Consider the following 17593-nt stretch of genomic DNA (forward strand, 5'->3'; position numbering starts at 1 on the left):
CCGCCCGGCGGGGCGACGGGTTATTTATCCAGTCGGCCTTCACGCTGGGCTTCCTGCTCCCATGCTGGCACTACCGCCTTCAGGAACTGGATTTTCTCCGCCAGGATCTGCGGCATATTGAGTCCGATCGCCTGCTGGGCTTTCTCTTTGGTGGAGATATCCGGCAGCGCCACCGGCCCGTTAATGCCTTTGCTCGCCAGCAGATGCGCCAGCTTGATGCGCGCCTCAGCGGCATTATCCAACGCGGTTCCCAGGGTGCGCAGCGCCACCTCGGGGGCATGCATATGAATACCGTGGGAAGCGATGGAATAATCCCAGCGCCACTGGGCATGACGGATATCCTGCAATGCCGGGGCTAGCGCCGCCTCACTCACGCCAGCGTCCCGGGCCGCTTTGGCTTCAAAATGGGCATGAACCAGTTGATCCTCCACCTTCAGCTTAATTTCCCCGATGCTCTGCTTACGTTCAGCCACAATCCGCGTGAGCGTCTGTTTATCCTGGGTATGGCAGGTGGCGCAGGTCTGTTCAAAGTTATCGAAGGGGTTACCAATTTTATGGCTGGTATAGAGCTGACCCTGGCTGTTCTGCACCTTCGGCATATGGCAGTCGATACAGGTCACATTGTTCTGGCCGTGGATACCGCTGCGCCAGGTTTCATATTCAGGGTGCTGGGCTTTAAGCATCGGTGCTCCGGAAAGTTGATGAGTCCAGTCGCTGAACCGGATATCGTCATACAGCGCTTCCATCGCATCCGCAGTGGTGCCCTGTTTCCAGGGGAAAGTCACCGCTTTGCTTTTGCCCGCGAAGTAGTATTCAACGTGACACTGTCCACAAACCATCGACTGTTGATCAAAGCGACTGGCCTGCTCAAATGGGGTACCCAGGGCGTTCATGGCACGGGCGGCATAGGGGCGGGACAGCACCAGAGCAGGTTTGCCGCTGGAAAACCCGGGAGCGGCGGTGTTATGGCAATCAGCCCAGCCCAGGGCGTTCACTACCTGAGGCCCGCCCCTGGCCCACTGACCGTGGAAGTACGCCTGCTCGCCGTTTTCCGCAATTTCCCGTGCCACATCCGGACTTTTGCAGCTCCAGCAAGCCATCGGCATGGGGCCATCATCGTTGCCCTTAGGCGCCCCAGTGCGCAGCGTTTCCCGAACATCCGTCAGAGCATAAGCATGGCCGCGCGGCTTATTGTAATCTTTGGCAAAGGCGTAGCCAGCCCACAGGATGACCAGCCGGGGATCTTCCGCCAGAGCATCCTCCCGGGCCGACTGCTGCGCCGTGGCCAGCCAGGAGGCATACTGATCGGGATGTAGCGCCTGGAAGCGTCCGTTGCGCGCTTCCACGTTGGCGGCAGGTTGTGGTTTAGCGGCGTCCGGGACATCGGCCGCGCCGCTGGTGAACGACAGGCTCAACAGTAGTGCTATCAGAGACAAAATTCTGACCATAGATACCATCCCGATACTTATTGTTATGGGGAAATGAGTCGTATCGCCGACGGGAACAGCGCAATAGCGTGGCGGGAGTGGTCTATTTTCTAGCCAAAAACCACAATGAAAGCATTGTCTTTGATCAATGTAACAGTATGAAAAACCGGCAGGGGCGGAAGCTGTGATGCACTTCAGAGAAGGCGGATTGCAGTGGACGATAAAAGAAAACCGCCGCCGGCGCCAGCCGGACGGCGGTAAAACGATTAGTGGCTGGTATCCAGCTCCGGGAAGTTCTTCACCAAATCGTCGATCGCTTTGATCTGCTGCAGGAAGGGTTCCAGTTTTGCCAGCGGCAGCGCTGAAGGACCGTCGCAGCGGGCATTTTCCGGATCCGGATGCGCTTCCAGGAACAGACCGGCCAGGCCGACCGCCATCCCGGCGCGCGCCAGTTCCGCCACCTGGCCACGGCGACCGCTGGAGGCCGCGCCAAAGGGGTCGCGGCATTGCAGGGCGTGGGTCACATCAAAGATCACCGGTGCATTGCCGGAGACCTGCTTCATCACGCCAAAGCCGAGCATATCGACAACCAGGTTGTCATAACCGAAGTTGCTGCCGCGATCGCAGAGGATCACCCGGTCATTACCGCCTTCATGGAATTTATCCACGATGTTGCCCACCTGCCCCGGGCTGATAAACTGCGGCTTCTTGATGTTGATCACCGCGTCGGTCTTCGCCATGGCTTCCACCAGATCGGTCTGGCGGGCCAGGAAGGCCGGAAGCTGGATCACATCCACCACTTCGGAAACCGGTTGGGCCTGCAGCGGCTCATGTACGTCAGTGATGATTTTCACGCCGAAGGTTTTTTTCAGCTCTTCAAAAATCTTCATGCCCTCTTCCAGACCCGGCCCTCGGTATGAGTGGATCGAAGAGCGGTTCGCCTTATCAAAGGAGGCTTTGAAAACGTAGGGGATGCCAAGCCTGTTGGTTACCTCGACATAGTGTTCACAGATGCGCATCGCCAGGTCGCGGGATTCCAACACGTTCATGCCGCCAAACAGCACAAACGGCAGATCGTTCGAGACCTTGATATCACCAATGCTAACCACTTTCTGTTTCATATTTTCGCCTTGTTGGTGTGAACCGGAAAAAACTGTCGCACTTAGTGCAGCGTAATCGGTTTGTGAGAAATCGAATTAATTTGCGCTTTAATCATCTCGCTGATCGGATCTTCCGGGCAGTGTTCGACAAAATAGCTTAAGTCGTTAAGCGCCACGTGTTCACAGTCGAGCTGGGCATAAATCAGCCCGCGATCGCGGATTTCATAAGGATCTTCCGGGTTGAACTGCAGCAGTACCTCGCTGGCGCGCAGCGCCAACTCCATCTGCTGCTCTTCCATCAGCGAGGTCTTCAGGGTATCCAGCAGCTTATGGATCACCTCTGCGTTATCCGCTTCATCCAGATCTTCGTCGTAGAGACGGGCCGACGGGCCGACATTGCCCTTCAGCCAGACCTCCAGAATATGTTCATTCAGGGTTTCGCCATTGAACGGGTTGATTAGCCACATCTCGCCATCCATCCAGTCGGCACGCAGAACCAGTTGGGTCGGGAAGATAACCGGCATCAGCGGAATATCCAGCGTATCCGCCAGCCACAGCAGAATCGCTCCCAGAGAGACGGCGCTGCCCTGGCGGCGGTTGAGCACCTCATCGAGCCACAGCGCGTCGGAAAGACGATAGACGCCGTCCGAATCATGAAAGCCCCACTCGCCATAAAACAGCTCCAGCAGTTTCTCCAACCGATCGTCCTGCTGCCACCCTGTGCTAATCTCCTCGCGGGCCAGCTCTGCCAGCTTATCGAGCTGCGCGCGCACCTGCTGCGTTGGAAAGTCCTCGCGAATAGCCTGCGAGACCCGAATCATGCCCTCGCACAGCGGCGCCTGATTAAATTCAAAACCGGCTAACGACTCCATGATTTACCCCAATAACGGAATTTTTGTGGTGGCGAGTTCGATGATGACGTACAGCGCCACCAGCGCCAGTATAAACGCGCCAGCGCGCGCTTTCTGACTACGCTGGCCGCGGCCGAGCGCAATAAAACCCAAAACGATGTAGATAATAACGCCAAACAGTTTCTCAGTCAGCCATGTGCCCTGGGGCGTGAAAGGCCAGAAATGGGTGACAGCGACTAATGCTACTCCACTGCCCAGCAGCAGCGTATCGTTGATATGTGGCACAATACGCACCCAGCGCTTATTGGCCATGGGCGAAGCGCGGTATTGCCACCAGTAACGCAAAATAAACAGCGAGACAGAGATAGCCACCGTCAGAATGTGCAGATGCTTTAGGGCGAAATATGCCGCCATTGCCTTACTCCAGTATTGTTATAAATTTTCCTGCCCCGGGGTCAGATAAACTGCCCTGCGGTCAGCCGCTCATTGCCGCCGTAGTCGCGATGCGTTTCCACCCGCTCGTAGCCCGCACCGTTAAACAGTTCGCGTACCGCTTCCCCCTGACGCCAGCCATGCTCCAGCAGTAGCCACCCGCCTGGCTGCAGCCAGTAACGGGCCTCAGTAATCAGCTGCTGCAAATCCGCCAGCCCTTTATCGGCCGCCACCAGCGCCGATTTGGGTTCGTAACGGACATCCCCCTGTCTCAGGTGCGGATCCTCCGCATCAATGTATGGAGGATTGCTGACGATCAAATCGAAACGCTGTCCGGACTCCAGGGCGGAAAACCAGTCGCTCTGGAGCACGGTGACGTTGTCAATGGCGAGATTTTGCGCGTTGCTGCGCGCCAGCGCAACGGCCTCTGGGATCAGTTCGAGCGCTGTGACTGCGGCATCCGGCCGTTCACTGGCTAATGCCAGGGCGATAGCGCCGGTTCCGGTACCGAGATCGAGAATGCGGCAGGGCTCTGCGGGCAGACGCGCCAGCCCCTGTTCCACCAGACATTCGCTGTCCGGGCGTGGGATAAGCGTGGCCGGAGAGACCGCCAGCGGTAGCGACCAGAATTCGCGCTGGCCGGTAAGGTAAGCCACAGGTTCACCGCGCTCGCGGCGCGCCAGCAGTTGCTCCAGTTGGTCCAGTTCCGCGTCTGATAGTCGGGTTTCGCCAAAGGCGAGAAGATAAGTGCGGGAGCGCCCCGTGACCAGCCCCAACAGGATTTCGGCATCGCGTCGCGGGCTGTCGCTGCCAGCGAGGCGCGCCGTTGCCTGACGCACCCAGTTCTGATAATCCATTACTCCTGCCCGGCAAGCGCCGCCAACTGATCGGCCTGATGTTCCTGAACAATAGGATCGATCAGCATATCCAGCTTGCCTTCCATCACTTCATCCAGACGATAAAGCGTCAGGTTGATGCGGTGGTCAGTCACACGCCCCTGGGGGAAGTTGTAGGTGCGGTTGCGATCGGAACGATCGCCGCTGCCTAACAGATTGCGGCGGGTCGAGGCTTCCGCCTGCTGACGCTTCGCCACTTCGGCGGCGTGAATACGCGAGCCCAACACCGCCAGCGCCTTGGCTTTGTTCTTATGCTGGGAGCGTTCATCCTGACACTCCACCACAATGCCGGTGGGCAGGTGGGTGATACGAATAGCGGAATCGGTGGTGTTAACGTGCTGGCCACCGGCGCCAGAGGAACGGAAAGTGTCAATGCGCAGATCCGCCGGGTTAATATCCGGCAGTTCGGCTTCCGGCAGTTCCGGCATCACCGCCACGGTGCAGGCGGAAGTATGAATACGCCCCTGGGATTCGGTGGCCGGTACCCGCTGTACCCGGTGACCGCCGGATTCGAACTTCAGGTGGCCGTAAACGCCTTCGCCGCTGATTTTGGCGATGACCTCTTTATAGCCACCCATTTCGCCGTCGCTGGCACTCATGATTTCCACCCGCCAGCGCCGGGATTCGGCATAGCGGCTGTACATCCGGAACAGATCGCCGGCGAACAGCGCCGCCTCATCACCGCCGGTTCCGGCGCGCACTTCCAGGAAGGCGTTGCGTTCATCGTCGGGATCTTTCGGCAGCAGTAACAGTTGAAGCTGATGCGCCAACTCTTCACTGCGGGCGCGTGAGGAATCCAGCTCTTCCTGGGCCATTTCGCGCATATCCGGGTCCGCCAACATCTCCTGGGCGGTTTCGATATCCTGCTGCACCTGCTGCCACTGTAGAAAACAGCGGGAGACATCGCTCAACTGAGCGTACTCACGCGACAGCGCGCGAAAGCGCGTCTGATCGGCAATGACCTCCGCATCGCCCAGCAGGGCCTGAACTTCTTCATGGCGCTCCTGCAGGGCTTCCAGTTTGGCAACAATAGAAGACTTCATGGGTAGCTATTACCTTGTGGTATTCGAATGGGGGGCGCGCTAGTCCAGCCCGAGGCTGTCGCGCAGGATATTCAGGCGCTCGTCGTCGCCATTGCGCGCCGCCTGCTGTAACGATTTGGTAGGAGCATGGATCAGCCGGTTGGTCAGCTTACGGGAAAGCTCCTGCAGCACGGCTTCAGCATCGCCGCCCTGCTGAAGGGCAGCCAGCGCTTTGCTGGTCAGTTCATCACGCACCTGCTCAGCCTGACCGCGATACTCACGGATGGTGGCGCTGGCACTCTGGGCGCGCAACCATCCCATAAACTCGCCAGTTTCCTGGGCAACGATGGTTTCCGCCTGTACCGCCGCGGCCTGACGCTGGGCCATATTGTGCTGAATGATGGACTGTAGGTCATCTACGCCGTAGAGATAGGCGTTGGCCAGTTTGCCCACTTCCGGTTCGACATCGCGCGGGACGGCGATATCCACCAGCAGCATCGGCTGGTTGCGTCGCGCCTTCAGGGCGCGCTCCACCATGCCCTTGCCGATAATCGGCAGCGGGCTGGCAGTGGAGCTGATGATAATATCGGCCTGGGCCAGCCGTTCGTCGATCTCCGGCAGGCCAATAACTTCGGCCCCGACTTCGTCGGCCAGCTCACGCGCCCGCTCGCGGGTGCGGTTGGCGATAATCATATGGCGAACCTGGTGTTCACGCAGATGGCGCGCCACCAGTTCAATGGTTTCACCGGCGCCGACCAGCAGTACGGTCACTTCGGAAAGGGATTCGAAGATCTGGCGCGCCAGAGTACAGGCAGCGAAGGCCACCGACACCGCGCTGGCACCGATTTCCGTTTCGGTACGAACCCGTTTGGCCACCGAAAAGGATTTCTGGAACATGCGTTCCAGATCGCTGGCGTGCAGATGGCCGCGGGCCGAATCGGCGAAGGCTTTCTTCACCTGCCCCAGAATCTGCGGTTCGCCGAGAATCATTGAATCCAGACCGCTGGCGACCCGCATCAGATGGCTGACAGCGTCGTTATCCTGGTGCCAGTACAGACTATTGCGAACTTCGGTCTCATCCAGCCCGTGGTAGTCACACAGCCAGCGTACCAGCGCTTCCTGCAGATTCTCCTGCTCTTCAACGCTAAGATAGAGTTCTGTTCTGTTGCAGGTAGAGAGAACCACCCCGCCCTGCACCATTGGCTGCGCCAACAGGCTTTCCAGCGCCTGGTCAAGGGTGTCCGGCGAAAACGTGACGCGTTCTCGCAGTGATACCGGAGCAGTTTTATGGTTGATGCCTAGAGCTAACAGGGTCATGTGTGCGGAATAATGCCGGTCTTGGTAAGGATTACTGCAAGCATAATACAGGATGCGCAGCCCCAATAAAAGACGACGCCCTGCCTTTCAAACTAATCGATAATTTTGATGATCCCGCCCATTTCGTCATTGACGGGCCGTACGACGCCCGCCAGGATGGTTAACTATAATATTGACGGTTCTCAAGGATTTATTGCGCTATGATCAAATTCAGTCCGCTGCGCCTGCTACCGCTGGCAAGCCTGGTACTCGCCGCCTGCGTCAGCCATCAGGCCCCGAAAGGCCCGGGAGTCAGTCACGATAATCCCCAGTGGCAGCAGCATATGGCCCAGGTTAAAGGCCTGAGTCAGTACCAGACCCGCGGCGCCTTCGCCTATATTTCCGACGACCAGAAAGTCTACGCCCGCTTCTTCTGGCAGCAGACTGGCCAGGATCGTTACCGCCTGCTGCTGACCAATCCGCTGGGCAGCACCGAGCTGGAGCTGAACGCCCAGCCCGGCGCAGTAACCCTGGTAGATAACAAAGGCCAGCGCTATCAGTCCCAGGACGCCGAAGAGATGCTGGAGCGTCTGACCGGTATGCCGATTCCCATCGACAGCCTGCGTCAGTGGATCCTCGGCCTGCCGGGCGATGCCACCGATTACCGGGTTGACCAAAATCACCGCCTGAGCGAGCTGAACTACGGCAGCGACGGCAGAAAATGGAAGGTGACCTGGAGCGGCTATAGCGATAAAGTGCAGCCCGCCCTGCCCGCCAGTATGGAGCTGAACGACGGCGAGCAGCGCATTAAGCTGAAGATGGATAACTGGATCGTGAAATGAGCGCAACCCGCTGGCCGTCACCGGCTAAACTGAATCTGTTTCTCTATATCACTGGCCGTCGCCCCGACGGCTATCATAATCTCCAGACCCTGTTTCAGTTTCTGGACTATGGCGACACCATAACCATCAGCCCACGAACCGACGGCGAGATTCACCTGTTGACGCCGGTGGCTGGAGTGCCGGATGAACAGAATCTGATCGTACGCGCCGCCCGTATGCTGTCAGAGACGGTCAACGGCGCGGTGCCTGGTGCCGATCTGGCCGTAGAAAAGGTGCTACCGATGGGCGGCGGGCTGGGGGGCGGTTCTTCCAATGCCGCCACGGCGCTGGTGGCGCTGAATCATCTTTGGAACACCGGGCTTTCTCTGGACCAGCTGGCTCACATTGGGCTACGCCTGGGGGCCGATGTGCCGGTCTTCGTGCGCGGTCACGCCGCCTTTGCCGAAGGGGTTGGCGACCTGCTGACACCGGTCTCGCCGCCGGAAAAATGGTATCTGGTGCTGCATCCGGGTATTAGTATCGCCACGCCGGATATCTTTAAAGATCCTGAATTAGTGCGCAATACGCCGGTGCGGTCAATTGACATGTTGCTGAAATGTGAATTCCACAACGATTGCGAAGTTATCGCAAGAAAACGTTTTCGCGAGGTTGATGCCCTGCTTTCCTGGCTGTTAGAATACGCGCCGTCGCGTCTGACAGGCACCGGAGCCTGTGTCTTTGCTGAATTTGACACTGAATCCGCGGCCCGTCAGGTGCTTGAGCAAGCCCCGGTATGGTCGCAGGGTTTCGTGGCGCGAGGCGTCAATCACTCCCCGCTGCACAGGACCTTACCCGGGCAAGCTTAGCGCCGGTGACAACGTCACCTTGTTTCAGACGTTGCACCATGCTTTTTAATACACCGCCGGGATGATGTGCCACCCCGCCCGCACCGGATAACGGTGCGATGGCCCATCATCCACTACTGGACGCATGCCTGAGGTTCTTCTCGTGCCTGATATGAAGCTTTTTGCTGGTAACGCCACCCCGGAACTGGCTCAACGTATTGCCAACCGCCTGTACACTTCTCTTGGAGACGCCGCTGTCGGCCGCTTCAGCGATGGAGAAGTCAGTGTACAAATCAACGAAAACGTACGTGGTGGCGATATTTTCATCATCCAGTCAACCTGTGCACCCACCAATGACAACCTGATGGAGCTGGTCGTCATGGTCGACGCCCTGCGCCGCGCTTCCGCAGGACGCATTACCGCCGTTATCCCCTACTTCGGCTACGCCCGTCAGGATCGCCGCGTGCGCTCCGCACGTGTGCCGATTACCGCCAAAGTGGTTGCCGATTTCCTCTCCAGCGTCGGCGTGGATCGCGTTCTGACCGTAGACCTGCACGCTGAGCAGATTCAGGGCTTTTTCGACGTTCCCGTAGACAACGTGTTCGGTAGCCCGATCCTGCTGGAAGATATGCTGCAGAAAGATCTCGACAACCCGATCGTGGTTTCTCCGGATATCGGCGGCGTTGTGCGCGCCCGTGCCGTTGCCAAACTGCTGAACGACACCGAAATGGCTATCATCGATAAACGTCGCCCGCGTGCCAACGTTTCTCAGGTGATGCACATTATCGGTGACGTCGCCGGTCGCGACTGCGTTCTGGTTGACGATATGATCGATACCGGCGGCACCCTGTGCAAAGCCGCCGAAGCCCTAAAAGAGCGCGGCGCCAAACGCGTATTCGCTTACGCCACCCACCCCATCTTTTCGGGCAACGCGGTCACCAACCTGCGTAACTCGACGATCGATGAAGTGGTGGTCTGCGACACCATTCCGCTCTCTGACGAGATTAAAGCCCTGCCGAACGTGCGTACGCTGACGCTCTCCGGCATGCTGGCCGAAGCGATTCGCCGTATCAGCAACGAAGAATCCATCTCCGCCATGTTCGACCACTAATCGAACGGCTCAGAAAAAACCCGCTTCGGCGGGTTTTTTCTTTTTTGTTACACATTTGTATGATCAATACCTCGCGCCGCCGGCGCCCATGGACGACATCGTGAACTTTCGTAATACCGTACTTCCCTTTCGCGCGCTGGTGGATGCCTGCTGGCGCGAACCCTACAGCGCCGCCCGCTTCAGCCGCGATCTGATCGCCGGTCTGACCGTAGGGATTATCGCTATTCCGCTGGCCATGGCGCTGGCTATCGCCAGCGGCGTACCGCCCCAGTATGGGCTTTATACTTCGGCGGTGGCAGGTATCATCATTGCCGTGACCGGCGGTTCGCGCTATAGCGTTTCCGGCCCCACGGCCGCCTTTGTGGTGATTCTCTATCCGGTTTCGCAGCAGTTCGGACTCAGCGGCCTGCTGGTGGCGACGCTGCTTTCCGGGGTATTCCTGATTCTGTTCGGCCTGGCGCGCTTCGGGCGGCTGATTGAATATATCCCTCTACCGGTCACCCTGGGCTTTACTTCCGGGATCGCCATTACCATCGCCACCATGCAGATTAAGGATTTCCTTGGGCTGACGCTGAACCACACGCCGGAGCACTACACCGACAAAGTGGCGGCCCTGGCGATAGCATTACCCACGCTAAATTTGGGAGATACCGTCACAGGCTGCGTTACGCTGGCGGTACTGGTGCTGTGGCCGCGGCTGGGCCTGCGCCTGCCTGGCCACCTACCCGCACTGCTGGCAGGCTGCGCGGTCATGGGAATCGTGATGCTGGCAGGCGGGGAAGTGGCTACCATCGGTACTCGCTTTCACTATCTGCTGGCCGACGGTAGCCAGGGTAATGGCATTCCGCCGCTGCTACCCCAGCTGATGCTGCCATGGTCGCTGCCGGGCGATACTTTTACCCTGAATCTGGATTCGCTACAGGCCCTGTTACCGGCAGCCTTTTCGATGGCGCTACTGGGGGCCATTGAATCGCTGCTATGCGCGGTGGTGCTGGACGGCATGACCGGCACCCGCCATAACGCCAACGGCGAGCTGCTGGGCCAGGGGCTGGGCAATATTGTCGCGCCATTCTTCGGCGGCATTACCGCCACCGCCGCTATCGCCCGCTCCGCCGCTAACGTGCGCGCCGGGGCCAGCTCGCCGGTATCGGCCATTATCCATGCCCTGCTGGTGCTGCTGGCGCTGCTGGCTCTTGCTCCGCTGCTCTCCTGGCTGCCGCTTTCCGCCATGGCGGCGCTGCTGCTGATGGTGGCCTGGAATATGAGCGAGGCGCGTAAAGTGGTGGCGCTACTGCGTCAGGCGCCGAAGGACGACATCATCGTGATGCTGATTTGTATGTCACTGACGGTGCTGTTCGATATGGTCATCGCCATTAGCGTGGGGATCGTCATGGCATCGCTGCTGTTTATGCGGCGCATTGCGCGCATGACCCGGCTGGCGCCACTGCCGGTGACGACCCCGGACGACGTGCTGGCGCTGCGTGTCACCGGGCCGCTGTTTTTCGCCGCGGCGGAAGGGATCTTTAACGATCTGAGCCAGCGCCTTAACGGCCACCGGATCCTGATACTGCAATGGGATGCAGTACCGCTGCTTGACGCGGGAGGGCTGGATGCCCTGCGCCGCTTTGTGGCGAAACTGCCTGAAGGCTGTGAACTGCGCATCTGTAATCTGGAATTCCAGCCGCTGCGGACTCTGGCCCGGGCCGGTATTCAGCCCATTCCCGGTCGCCTGGCCTTCTTCGCCGATCGCGACGAAGCGCTGGCCTGAATACGAGATAAAATAAATATCCTCCGGCATAGCCGGAGGTTTTTCAGATGCGCCTATAAGGCTCTCTTACCTGCCGCGCCCTAACAGGCGCATACGATCTGACATTTGCATCAAACTTCGTTACTTACGGCCCGTAAACGGGCTACCTGGATACGGAATCGATAACTGTTCTCCCAGCTTGTCCTGCTCCAGTTGGTGCTTTATGTATTCCTGTATCCTTGCCGTGTTCTTGCCCACCGTGTCTACATAATACCCACGACACCAGAACTCCCTGTTCCTGTATTTGAACTTCAGATCTCCAAACTGCTCGTACAGCATCAGACTGCTTTTCCCTTTCAGATAACCCATGAAGCTCGACACGCTTATCTTCGGCGGGATCTCCACAAGCATATGGATATGATCTGCACAGCATTCCGCTTCCAGTATCTTCACACTTTTCCATTCACACAGCTTTCTTAAGATCTTACCTATCGCCCTGCGCTTCCCTCCATAGAACACCTGTCTCCGGTATTTCGGCGCAAAAACTATGTGATATTTACAGTTCCATCGGGTATGCGCTAAGCTCTTTTCGTCCCCCATTGGGACCCCCTTTTGATTTCTTGTTTAACCCTTGCAGTTGCCAGACCGCAAGGTGTTTTAACAAATCAAAAGGGGTTTATATAACTGATTTATAGCTGAAAGCTTCACGGAACCCCCAGCCTAGCTGGGGGTTTTCTGTATACAACAAAAAAGCGCCGTATCAGACGGCGCCTTCTTCATGACCTGGCGAACGAGCATCAACTGTGGTGATGCTGCCTGCCGCCGCTGCGACGGCAGCGTTTATCGTAGTGCCGTACCCACCAGTAGCGATCTGTCACCCGTTCACGACCGCTAATACGTGCCCCCGCCAGCCACAGAATTGCGCCAACAAAGATGCTGAATACCGCACCGTGGGCTAAAAATTCTGGTAAATTAAGCTGTGGAAGCTGGTTAAGTACGGAATAGCCTACGCCGCCAATCATTACCACTAACCCCAACCCCATCAACATATTGCCGAGTAATGAAGCGTTTTTGCGTTTCATCTGTCACCTCCGGAACCTTGGGTCGCCAGGGAATATCCCCTTTCCTTGTAAGTCAAAGTATAGGCAATTACTCATTTCAATGTGTGCGGTCTCGATCACAACTCAGAACATTTGACTAACAAAACTTTACAAATAACCTACTGAACATCTTACATTTTGAATGATTGGTATAAGTGATTATTATCATTCACAACCAAAGCGGCGTACGCCTTTTGTCATCGCGCCTTCGGCACAGTACACTAGCGCGCAGGTCAAACCCTTTAGGACAGTGATGTGACGATTAAACTGATTGTCGGCCTCGCCAACCCGGGTGCGGAATATGCCGCTACCCGCCATAACGCCGGGGCCTGGTATGTGGATCTGCTGGCTGAGCGCCACGGCCAGCCGCTGAAAGAAGAGGCGAAATTCTTCGGTTATACCGCCCGCATCAACATTAATGGCGAGGATGTGCGCCTGCTGGTCCCCACTACCTTTATGAACCTGAGTGGTAAAGCGGTGGCTGCACTGGCGAGTTTCTACCGTATTAATCCGGACGAAATTCTGGTGGCCCACGATGAGCTCGACCTGCCTCCGGGCGTGGCAAAGTTTAAACTCGGCGGCGGCCACGGCGGTCATAACGGGCTTAAAGACATCATCAGCAAATTGGGCAATAACCCCAACTTTCACCGTCTTCGCGTAGGAATCGGCCATCCGGGCGATAAAAACAAGGTTGTCGGTTTTGTACTGGGCAAACCTCAGGCAGCCGAACAGAAGCTGATTGACGAAGCCGTAGACGAAGCGGCGCGTTGCACCGAAGTGTGGTTTAAAGAGGGGCTGGCGAAGGCAACCAGCCGGCTGCATAGCTTTAAAGCGCAGTAGCCCCCTGTCCCGGCCACGGGCGGGATTTCTCCCCCCTGGGCGCCGGGTTTAGGTGTATAATAGCCATAGTCATTCGTTTTTCATCATCAGGCAGCCTATAACCTGATGATTATCAAGCAATTAAGGTGATCTAAACCATGGGATTCAAATGCGGTATCGTCGGCCTGCCGAACGTGGGTAAATCCACTCTGTTCAACGCCCTGACCAAAGCAGGCATTGAAGCGGCGAACTTCCCGTTTTGTACTATCGAGCCGAACACTGGCGTGGTGCCGATGCCCGATCCGCGTCTGGACAAACTTGCCGAAATCGTAAAACCGCAGCGCGTGCTGCCAACCACCATGGAGTTCGTGGATATCGCGGGCCTGGTGAAAGGCGCATCCAAAGGCGAAGGTCTGGGCAACCAGTTCCTGATGAACATCCGTGAGACTGAAGCTATCGGCCACGTGGTGCGCTGCTTTGAGAACGACAATATCATCCACGTCGCGGGCAAGGTAAACCCGGCGGAAGATATTGAAGTGATCAACACCGAGCTGGCGCTGTCTGATCTGGACACCTGCGAGCGCGCCATTCACCGGGTACAGAAGAAGGCCAAAGGCGGCGATAAAGACGCTAAAGCCGAGCTGGCGGTGCTGGAAAAGTGCCTGCCGCAGCTGGAGCAGGCCGGTATGCTGCGTAGCCTGGATCTGAGCAAAGAAGAGAAAGCGCTGATCCGCTACCTGAGCTTCCTGACCATGAAGCCCACCATGTATATCGCCAACGTTAACGAAGACGGTTTCGAAAATAATCCGTACCTGGACATGGTCCGCGAAATCGCCGCCGGTGAAGGTTCAGTGGTGGTTGCGGTCTGCGCCGCCGTAGAAGCCGATATCGCCGAGCTGGAAGACGACGAGCGCGACGAATTTATGCAGGAGCTGGGTCTGGAAGAGCCGGGCCTGAACCGCGTGATTCGCGCTGGTTACGAACTGCTGAACCTGCAGACCTACTTCACCGCAGGCGTGAAGGAAGTGCGCGCCTGGACCATTCCGGTTGGCGCCACCGCCCCACAGGCGGCCGGTAAAATTCACACCGACTTCGAAAAAGGCTTTATCCGTGCCCAGACCATCGCCTACGAGGATTTTATTACCTATAAGGGCGAACAGGGTGCCAAAGAGGCCGGTAAGATGCGCGCCGAAGGCAAGGAGTATATCGTTAAGGATGGCGATGTGATGAATTTCTTGTTTAACGTCTAAGCGTTGCTGCTGTCTTAGGGGATTCGCTGAATCTCTCGCCAGACGGATAAAACACAAAAATCCACGCAGTTGCGTGGATTTTTTTATGGGAATTGCATATTTTGTGACTGGATGCCTGTTTCTGCATCAAACCATTCTTCATCTGCTATATCATCAAATATCACGTTTATAGGGAATCCGTCATGCCACCATAGTCCGGTTGTGATGGAACGAATTGCCCTAAAGATAAAAAACTTGCAAAATGATATATCGTGCTGCATAAAATGAATTAACATAATTCCATGGCATATCACACCTATGGTAGCTGGAGGAGAACAATGGCAAGGAAAAAGATATGGGCATACGCTTACAAAGGGAATCGTGAGTATATTAAAAATAAGACCATGGATAAGGAAAGACTATTCTATATATGGGAAGTAATGAAAATGAGAAGGGAAAATCCCGAAGAGCTCTCCTTATTAACATTTATGAGCACACAATCTAATAAAAATAAACGCTCAGAACTGGTTGATGTAAAAACATCCAAAAGCGTTTTTTTTAGATACAAGTCCCGTCCGGCTACCGACACCGAACCCCAGCATTCGGATTCAGATTTAATGTCACATGAAATAGCAATCCTGGTACTTTCCGAAATGCAGACCATAAAATTCCAGGACAAAGATAAAATTTATGAAATTGAATTCGATAAGATCAAGAAAGATGATTTAAATATAAGATTTGAAAATGGCGCAACTTACATCCCTGATCTGATGGGATTCTTTAAAAAGCCAGAATCACTGGCAAGAAAATGGGGTGGTAAGGTTGCGATTGAGGTTAAAGTCACTCATGCCTGTGAAGATATTAAAATCAAAGATTTCTACGATCATAACATCCCCATTATCGAAGTATCATTAGGCAGCAAAATGCGATTGTGGTCGGAACTAAAGAACGCAGACATTAACGATAATGAAATGGAGAGGCATTACCACTTTTTGCATCAGAAGTTCTCGAATGTTGTTTATATGAAGATATTATCCGACCCTATTATGCCGAATGAAGCCAGGGTTCTCATCTCATCCATAAAAAAAGAGGTAACAGAGTTAAAAAATACCATCCAGAACTATCAAAACCGGCTCCAGACTCAGTCAACTCAAAACAAAGAACATCTCGAAAAAATAGATTCACTGGAGAAAAAGAATACCACCCAGTATCAAACCATACATGCTTCCCTTGATAGCGCGCTAGAAAAAAACAGAATCCTTGAAGAAAAAGTACAGCAGTTAAAAAAAGTTGATTATACGCAACTGAGTCTCACGGAGAAACTTAAGAAACTATTCCAGTATAACGCATGAATTCCCTGTAGCTGATAGCTTATCGATAAGAAATCCATACCAGTCGATGGATTTCTTATGTACCCAGCCCTACTTCAACAACCTCACCTTTACCGCCCTGCCCTTAATTTTGCCCTGCTGTAGCTGCTTCCAGGCATGGCGCGCCTGGCTTTGCTTAACCGCTACATAAGCATGCATAGGGTGGATCACAATCTTGCCGATATCGGCGCCGTCCAGACCCATTTCACCGGTTAGCGCACCCAGAATATCGCCAGGGCGCATTTTGGCTTTTTTGCCACCGTCGATGCACAGCGTCGCCATCGTGGCCTCCAGCGGCGTGATGCGCAGCCCGCCTGGCTGCGGCAACCACTGGAGTTTGATATTCAGCATCTCTTCCAGCAGGTTGGCGCGCTGGGCCTCTTCCGGGGCGCACAGGCTAATGGCCAGACCGCTTTTACCGGCCCGGGCGGTACGACCAATGCGGTGCACGTGCACTTCCGGGTCCCACGGCAGTTCGTAGTTAATCACCATCTCCAGCGTCTTGATATCCAGCCCGCGCGCCGCTACGTCGGTCGCCACCAGTACCCGGCAGCTGCCGTTGGCAAAACGCACCAGGGTCTGGTCACGATCGCGCTGCTCCATATCGCCGTGCAGCGCCAGCGCGCTCTGGCAGCTGGCGTTCAGGGCATCGCACACCGCCTGACAATCCTTTTTGGTATTGCAGAACACCACGCAGGATGCGGGCTGTTCACGGCTCAGAAGCTGTTGCAGCAGAGCGATTTTGCCGCTGCGGGGTACCTCGTAGAAGCGCTGTTCTACCGCAGGTAGTTCATCCACCGCATCAATCTCAATGGTCTGCGGAGAGCGCTGAATACGCTGGCTGATGGCGGCAATCGCCTGGGGCCAGGTGGCGGAAAACAGCAGCGTCTGGCGCTGGTCGGGAGCATGGGTGATGACCTCATCGATGGCATCGGCAAAGCCCATATCGAGCATCCGGTCGGCTTCATCCAGCACCAGGGTCTGCAACGCCGCCAGGCTGACCGTCTCTTTCTTCAGGTGATCTAACAGGCGACCCGGCGTGGCGACAATAATATGGGGCGCGTGAGTCAGCGAATCACGCTGGGCGCCGAACGGCACGCCGCCGCACAGAGTCAGCACTTTAATGTTAGGTATCGCCCGCGCCAGACGGCGCAGTTCGCTCGCCACCTGGTCGGCCAGTTCACGGGTCGGGCACAGCACCAGCGACTGAGTGTTAAAACGTCCACTATCAATGCGCTGCAACAGCCCCAGACCAAAGGCCGCCGTTTTACCGCTGCCGGTTTTCGCCTGCGCCCGCACGTCTTTTCCTGCGAGGATCGCCGGTAGCGCCGCGGCCTGAACCGGCGTCATGGTCAGGTAGCCCAGTTCGTTAAGGTTAGAGAGCTGTTGCGCGGACAGCGCGTTGAGTTCGGCAAATGAGGTCACAGTGAGCATTCCGGATAAAGTGGCCGACAATGATAGCATCCTTTGCCTGTAAGGATTGCATCTAAAACGTACAGTTAGTTTGGGGTCATTCTCATCATAATA

Annotated in this window: 17 protein-coding genes; 7 read left to right on the forward strand and 10 right to left on the reverse strand. The window is 56.1% G+C overall.

Annotation, left to right across the window (positions count from 1 at the left end; genetic code table 11):
• Positions 1–20 precede the first annotated feature (20 nt).
• The 7 genes from nrfA to hemA all read right to left on the reverse strand — a co-directional run bounded on the left by nrfA (position 21) and on the right by hemA (position 7045).
• Positions 21–1457, reverse strand: a complete 1437-nt coding sequence (gene nrfA, locus SCU88_RS13835; RefSeq protein WP_175340649.1) for an ammonia-forming nitrite reductase cytochrome c552 subunit — start codon at positions 1455–1457, stop codon at positions 21–23.
• Positions 1458–1693: 236 nt separating this feature from the next.
• On the reverse strand, positions 1694–2548 hold the full coding sequence (gene kdsA, locus SCU88_RS13840) for a 3-deoxy-8-phosphooctulonate synthase (protein ID WP_175340650.1): 855 nt from the start codon (positions 2546–2548) through the stop codon (positions 1694–1696).
• Positions 2549–2589: 41 nt separating this feature from the next.
• Positions 2590–3399 carry an invasion regulator SirB1 gene (sirB1, locus tag SCU88_RS13845; RefSeq protein WP_175340651.1) on the reverse strand — a complete coding sequence of 270 codons (810 nt, stop codon included), beginning with the start codon at positions 3397–3399 and terminating at the stop codon, positions 2590–2592.
• Between the two features lie 3 nt (positions 3400–3402).
• A complete protein-coding gene (locus SCU88_RS13850; RefSeq protein ID WP_175340652.1) occupies positions 3403–3792 on the reverse strand; it encodes a SirB2 family protein in 390 nt (129 codons plus the stop codon).
• Positions 3793–3833: 41 nt separating this feature from the next.
• Positions 3834–4667 carry a peptide chain release factor N(5)-glutamine methyltransferase gene (gene prmC, locus SCU88_RS13855; RefSeq protein WP_175340653.1) on the reverse strand — a complete coding sequence of 278 codons (834 nt, stop codon included), beginning with the start codon at positions 4665–4667 and terminating at the stop codon, positions 3834–3836.
• Entirely contained in the window at positions 4667–5749 is a 1083-nt protein-coding gene (prfA, locus tag SCU88_RS13860) for a peptide chain release factor 1 (RefSeq protein WP_138097803.1), read from the reverse strand. Before prfA ends, prmC begins: the two co-directional genes overlap by 1 nt.
• Before the next feature lie 39 nt (positions 5750–5788).
• Positions 5789–7045, reverse strand: a complete 1257-nt coding sequence (hemA, locus tag SCU88_RS13865; RefSeq protein WP_175340654.1) for a glutamyl-tRNA reductase — start codon at positions 7043–7045, stop codon at positions 5789–5791.
• 200 nt (positions 7046–7245) lie between these two features.
• On the opposite strand from hemA, the gene lolB reads away from it, so the two are divergent.
• From lolB to dauA, 4 genes are all read left to right on the forward strand, one after another.
• On the forward strand, positions 7246–7866 hold the full coding sequence (gene lolB / locus SCU88_RS13870; RefSeq protein ID WP_175340655.1) for a lipoprotein insertase outer membrane protein LolB: 621 nt from the start codon (positions 7246–7248) through the stop codon (positions 7864–7866).
• Complete coding sequence (gene ispE, locus SCU88_RS13875; protein ID WP_175340656.1) at positions 7863–8711, forward strand: 4-(cytidine 5'-diphospho)-2-C-methyl-D-erythritol kinase; 849 nt, start codon at positions 7863–7865, stop codon at positions 8709–8711. Before lolB ends, ispE begins: the two co-directional genes overlap by 4 nt.
• 142 nt (positions 8712–8853) lie before the next feature.
• On the forward strand, positions 8854–9801 hold the full coding sequence (gene prs / locus SCU88_RS13880; protein WP_138097807.1) for a ribose-phosphate diphosphokinase: 948 nt from the start codon (positions 8854–8856) through the stop codon (positions 9799–9801).
• A 100-nt stretch (positions 9802–9901) separates the two neighbouring features.
• On the forward strand, positions 9902–11569 hold the full coding sequence (gene dauA, locus SCU88_RS13885) for a C4-dicarboxylic acid transporter DauA (RefSeq protein ID WP_175340657.1): 1668 nt from the start codon (positions 9902–9904) through the stop codon (positions 11567–11569).
• A 120-nt stretch (positions 11570–11689) separates the two neighbouring features.
• On the opposite strand, the gene tnpA is transcribed toward dauA, so the two are convergent.
• Together tnpA and ychH are read right to left on the reverse strand one after the other, a co-directional pair.
• Positions 11690–12148 (reverse strand): IS200/IS605 family transposase, encoded by a 459-nt coding sequence (gene tnpA, locus SCU88_RS13890; RefSeq protein WP_175342350.1) that lies wholly within the window; start codon positions 12146–12148, stop codon positions 11690–11692.
• A 197-nt stretch (positions 12149–12345) separates the two neighbouring features.
• Positions 12346–12630 (reverse strand): stress-induced protein YchH, encoded by a 285-nt coding sequence (gene ychH, locus SCU88_RS13895; protein ID WP_175341708.1) that lies wholly within the window; start codon positions 12628–12630, stop codon positions 12346–12348.
• A gap of 273 nt (positions 12631–12903) precedes the next feature.
• On the opposite strand from ychH, the gene pth reads away from it, so the two are divergent.
• From pth to SCU88_RS13910, 3 genes are all read left to right on the forward strand, one after another.
• Complete coding sequence (gene pth, locus SCU88_RS13900; RefSeq protein WP_175341709.1) at positions 12904–13488, forward strand: aminoacyl-tRNA hydrolase; 585 nt, start codon at positions 12904–12906, stop codon at positions 13486–13488.
• A 137-nt stretch (positions 13489–13625) separates the two neighbouring features.
• Positions 13626–14717, forward strand: a complete 1092-nt coding sequence (gene ychF / locus SCU88_RS13905; protein ID WP_138097811.1) for a redox-regulated ATPase YchF — start codon at positions 13626–13628, stop codon at positions 14715–14717.
• A 317-nt stretch (positions 14718–15034) separates the two neighbouring features.
• Positions 15035–16048, forward strand: a complete 1014-nt coding sequence (locus SCU88_RS13910) for a hypothetical protein (protein WP_175341710.1) — start codon at positions 15035–15037, stop codon at positions 16046–16048.
• Positions 16049–16117: 69 nt separating this feature from the next.
• Here the strand turns inward: SCU88_RS13910 and dbpA are convergent, their stop codons facing one another.
• Positions 16118–17491, reverse strand: a complete 1374-nt coding sequence (dbpA, locus tag SCU88_RS13915; protein ID WP_175341711.1) for an ATP-dependent RNA helicase DbpA — start codon at positions 17489–17491, stop codon at positions 16118–16120.
• Between the last annotated feature and the right edge of the window lie 102 nt (positions 17492–17593).

The sequence above is a fragment of the Jejuibacter sp. L23 genome, from assembly GCF_050815825.1.
Classification (GTDB): Bacteria; Pseudomonadota; Gammaproteobacteria; order Enterobacterales; family Enterobacteriaceae; genus Jejubacter; species Jejubacter calystegiae.

What these genes read in the sequence shown, in the direction of transcription:
- nrfA (WP_175340649.1), bottom strand. Translation starts at nt 1,457, where the DNA reads ATGGTATCTATGGTCAGAATTTTGTCTCTGATAGCACTACTGTTGAGC.
- kdsA (WP_175340650.1), bottom strand. Translation starts at nt 2,548, where the DNA reads ATGAAACAGAAAGTGGTTAGCATTGGTGATATCAAGGTCTCGAACGAT.
- sirB1 (WP_175340651.1), bottom strand. Translation starts at nt 3,399, where the DNA reads ATGGAGTCGTTAGCCGGTTTTGAATTTAATCAGGCGCCGCTGTGCGAG.
- SCU88_RS13850 (WP_175340652.1), bottom strand. Translation starts at nt 3,792, where the DNA reads ATGGCGGCATATTTCGCCCTAAAGCATCTGCACATTCTGACGGTGGCT.
- prmC (WP_175340653.1), bottom strand. Translation starts at nt 4,667, where the DNA reads ATGGATTATCAGAACTGGGTGCGTCAGGCAACGGCGCGCCTCGCTGGC.
- prfA (WP_138097803.1), bottom strand. Translation starts at nt 5,749, where the DNA reads ATGAAGTCTTCTATTGTTGCCAAACTGGAAGCCCTGCAGGAGCGCCAT.
- hemA (WP_175340654.1), bottom strand. Translation starts at nt 7,045, where the DNA reads ATGACCCTGTTAGCTCTAGGCATCAACCATAAAACTGCTCCGGTATCA.
- lolB (WP_175340655.1), top strand. Translation starts at nt 7,246, where the DNA reads ATGATCAAATTCAGTCCGCTGCGCCTGCTACCGCTGGCAAGCCTGGTA.
- ispE (WP_175340656.1), top strand. Translation starts at nt 7,863, where the DNA reads ATGAGCGCAACCCGCTGGCCGTCACCGGCTAAACTGAATCTGTTTCTC.
- tnpA (WP_175342350.1), bottom strand. Translation starts at nt 12,148, where the DNA reads ATGGGGGACGAAAAGAGCTTAGCGCATACCCGATGGAACTGTAAATAT.
- ychH (WP_175341708.1), bottom strand. Translation starts at nt 12,630, where the DNA reads ATGAAACGCAAAAACGCTTCATTACTCGGCAATATGTTGATGGGGTTG.
- ychF (WP_138097811.1), top strand. Translation starts at nt 13,626, where the DNA reads ATGGGATTCAAATGCGGTATCGTCGGCCTGCCGAACGTGGGTAAATCC.
- SCU88_RS13910 (WP_175341710.1), top strand. Translation starts at nt 15,035, where the DNA reads ATGGCAAGGAAAAAGATATGGGCATACGCTTACAAAGGGAATCGTGAG.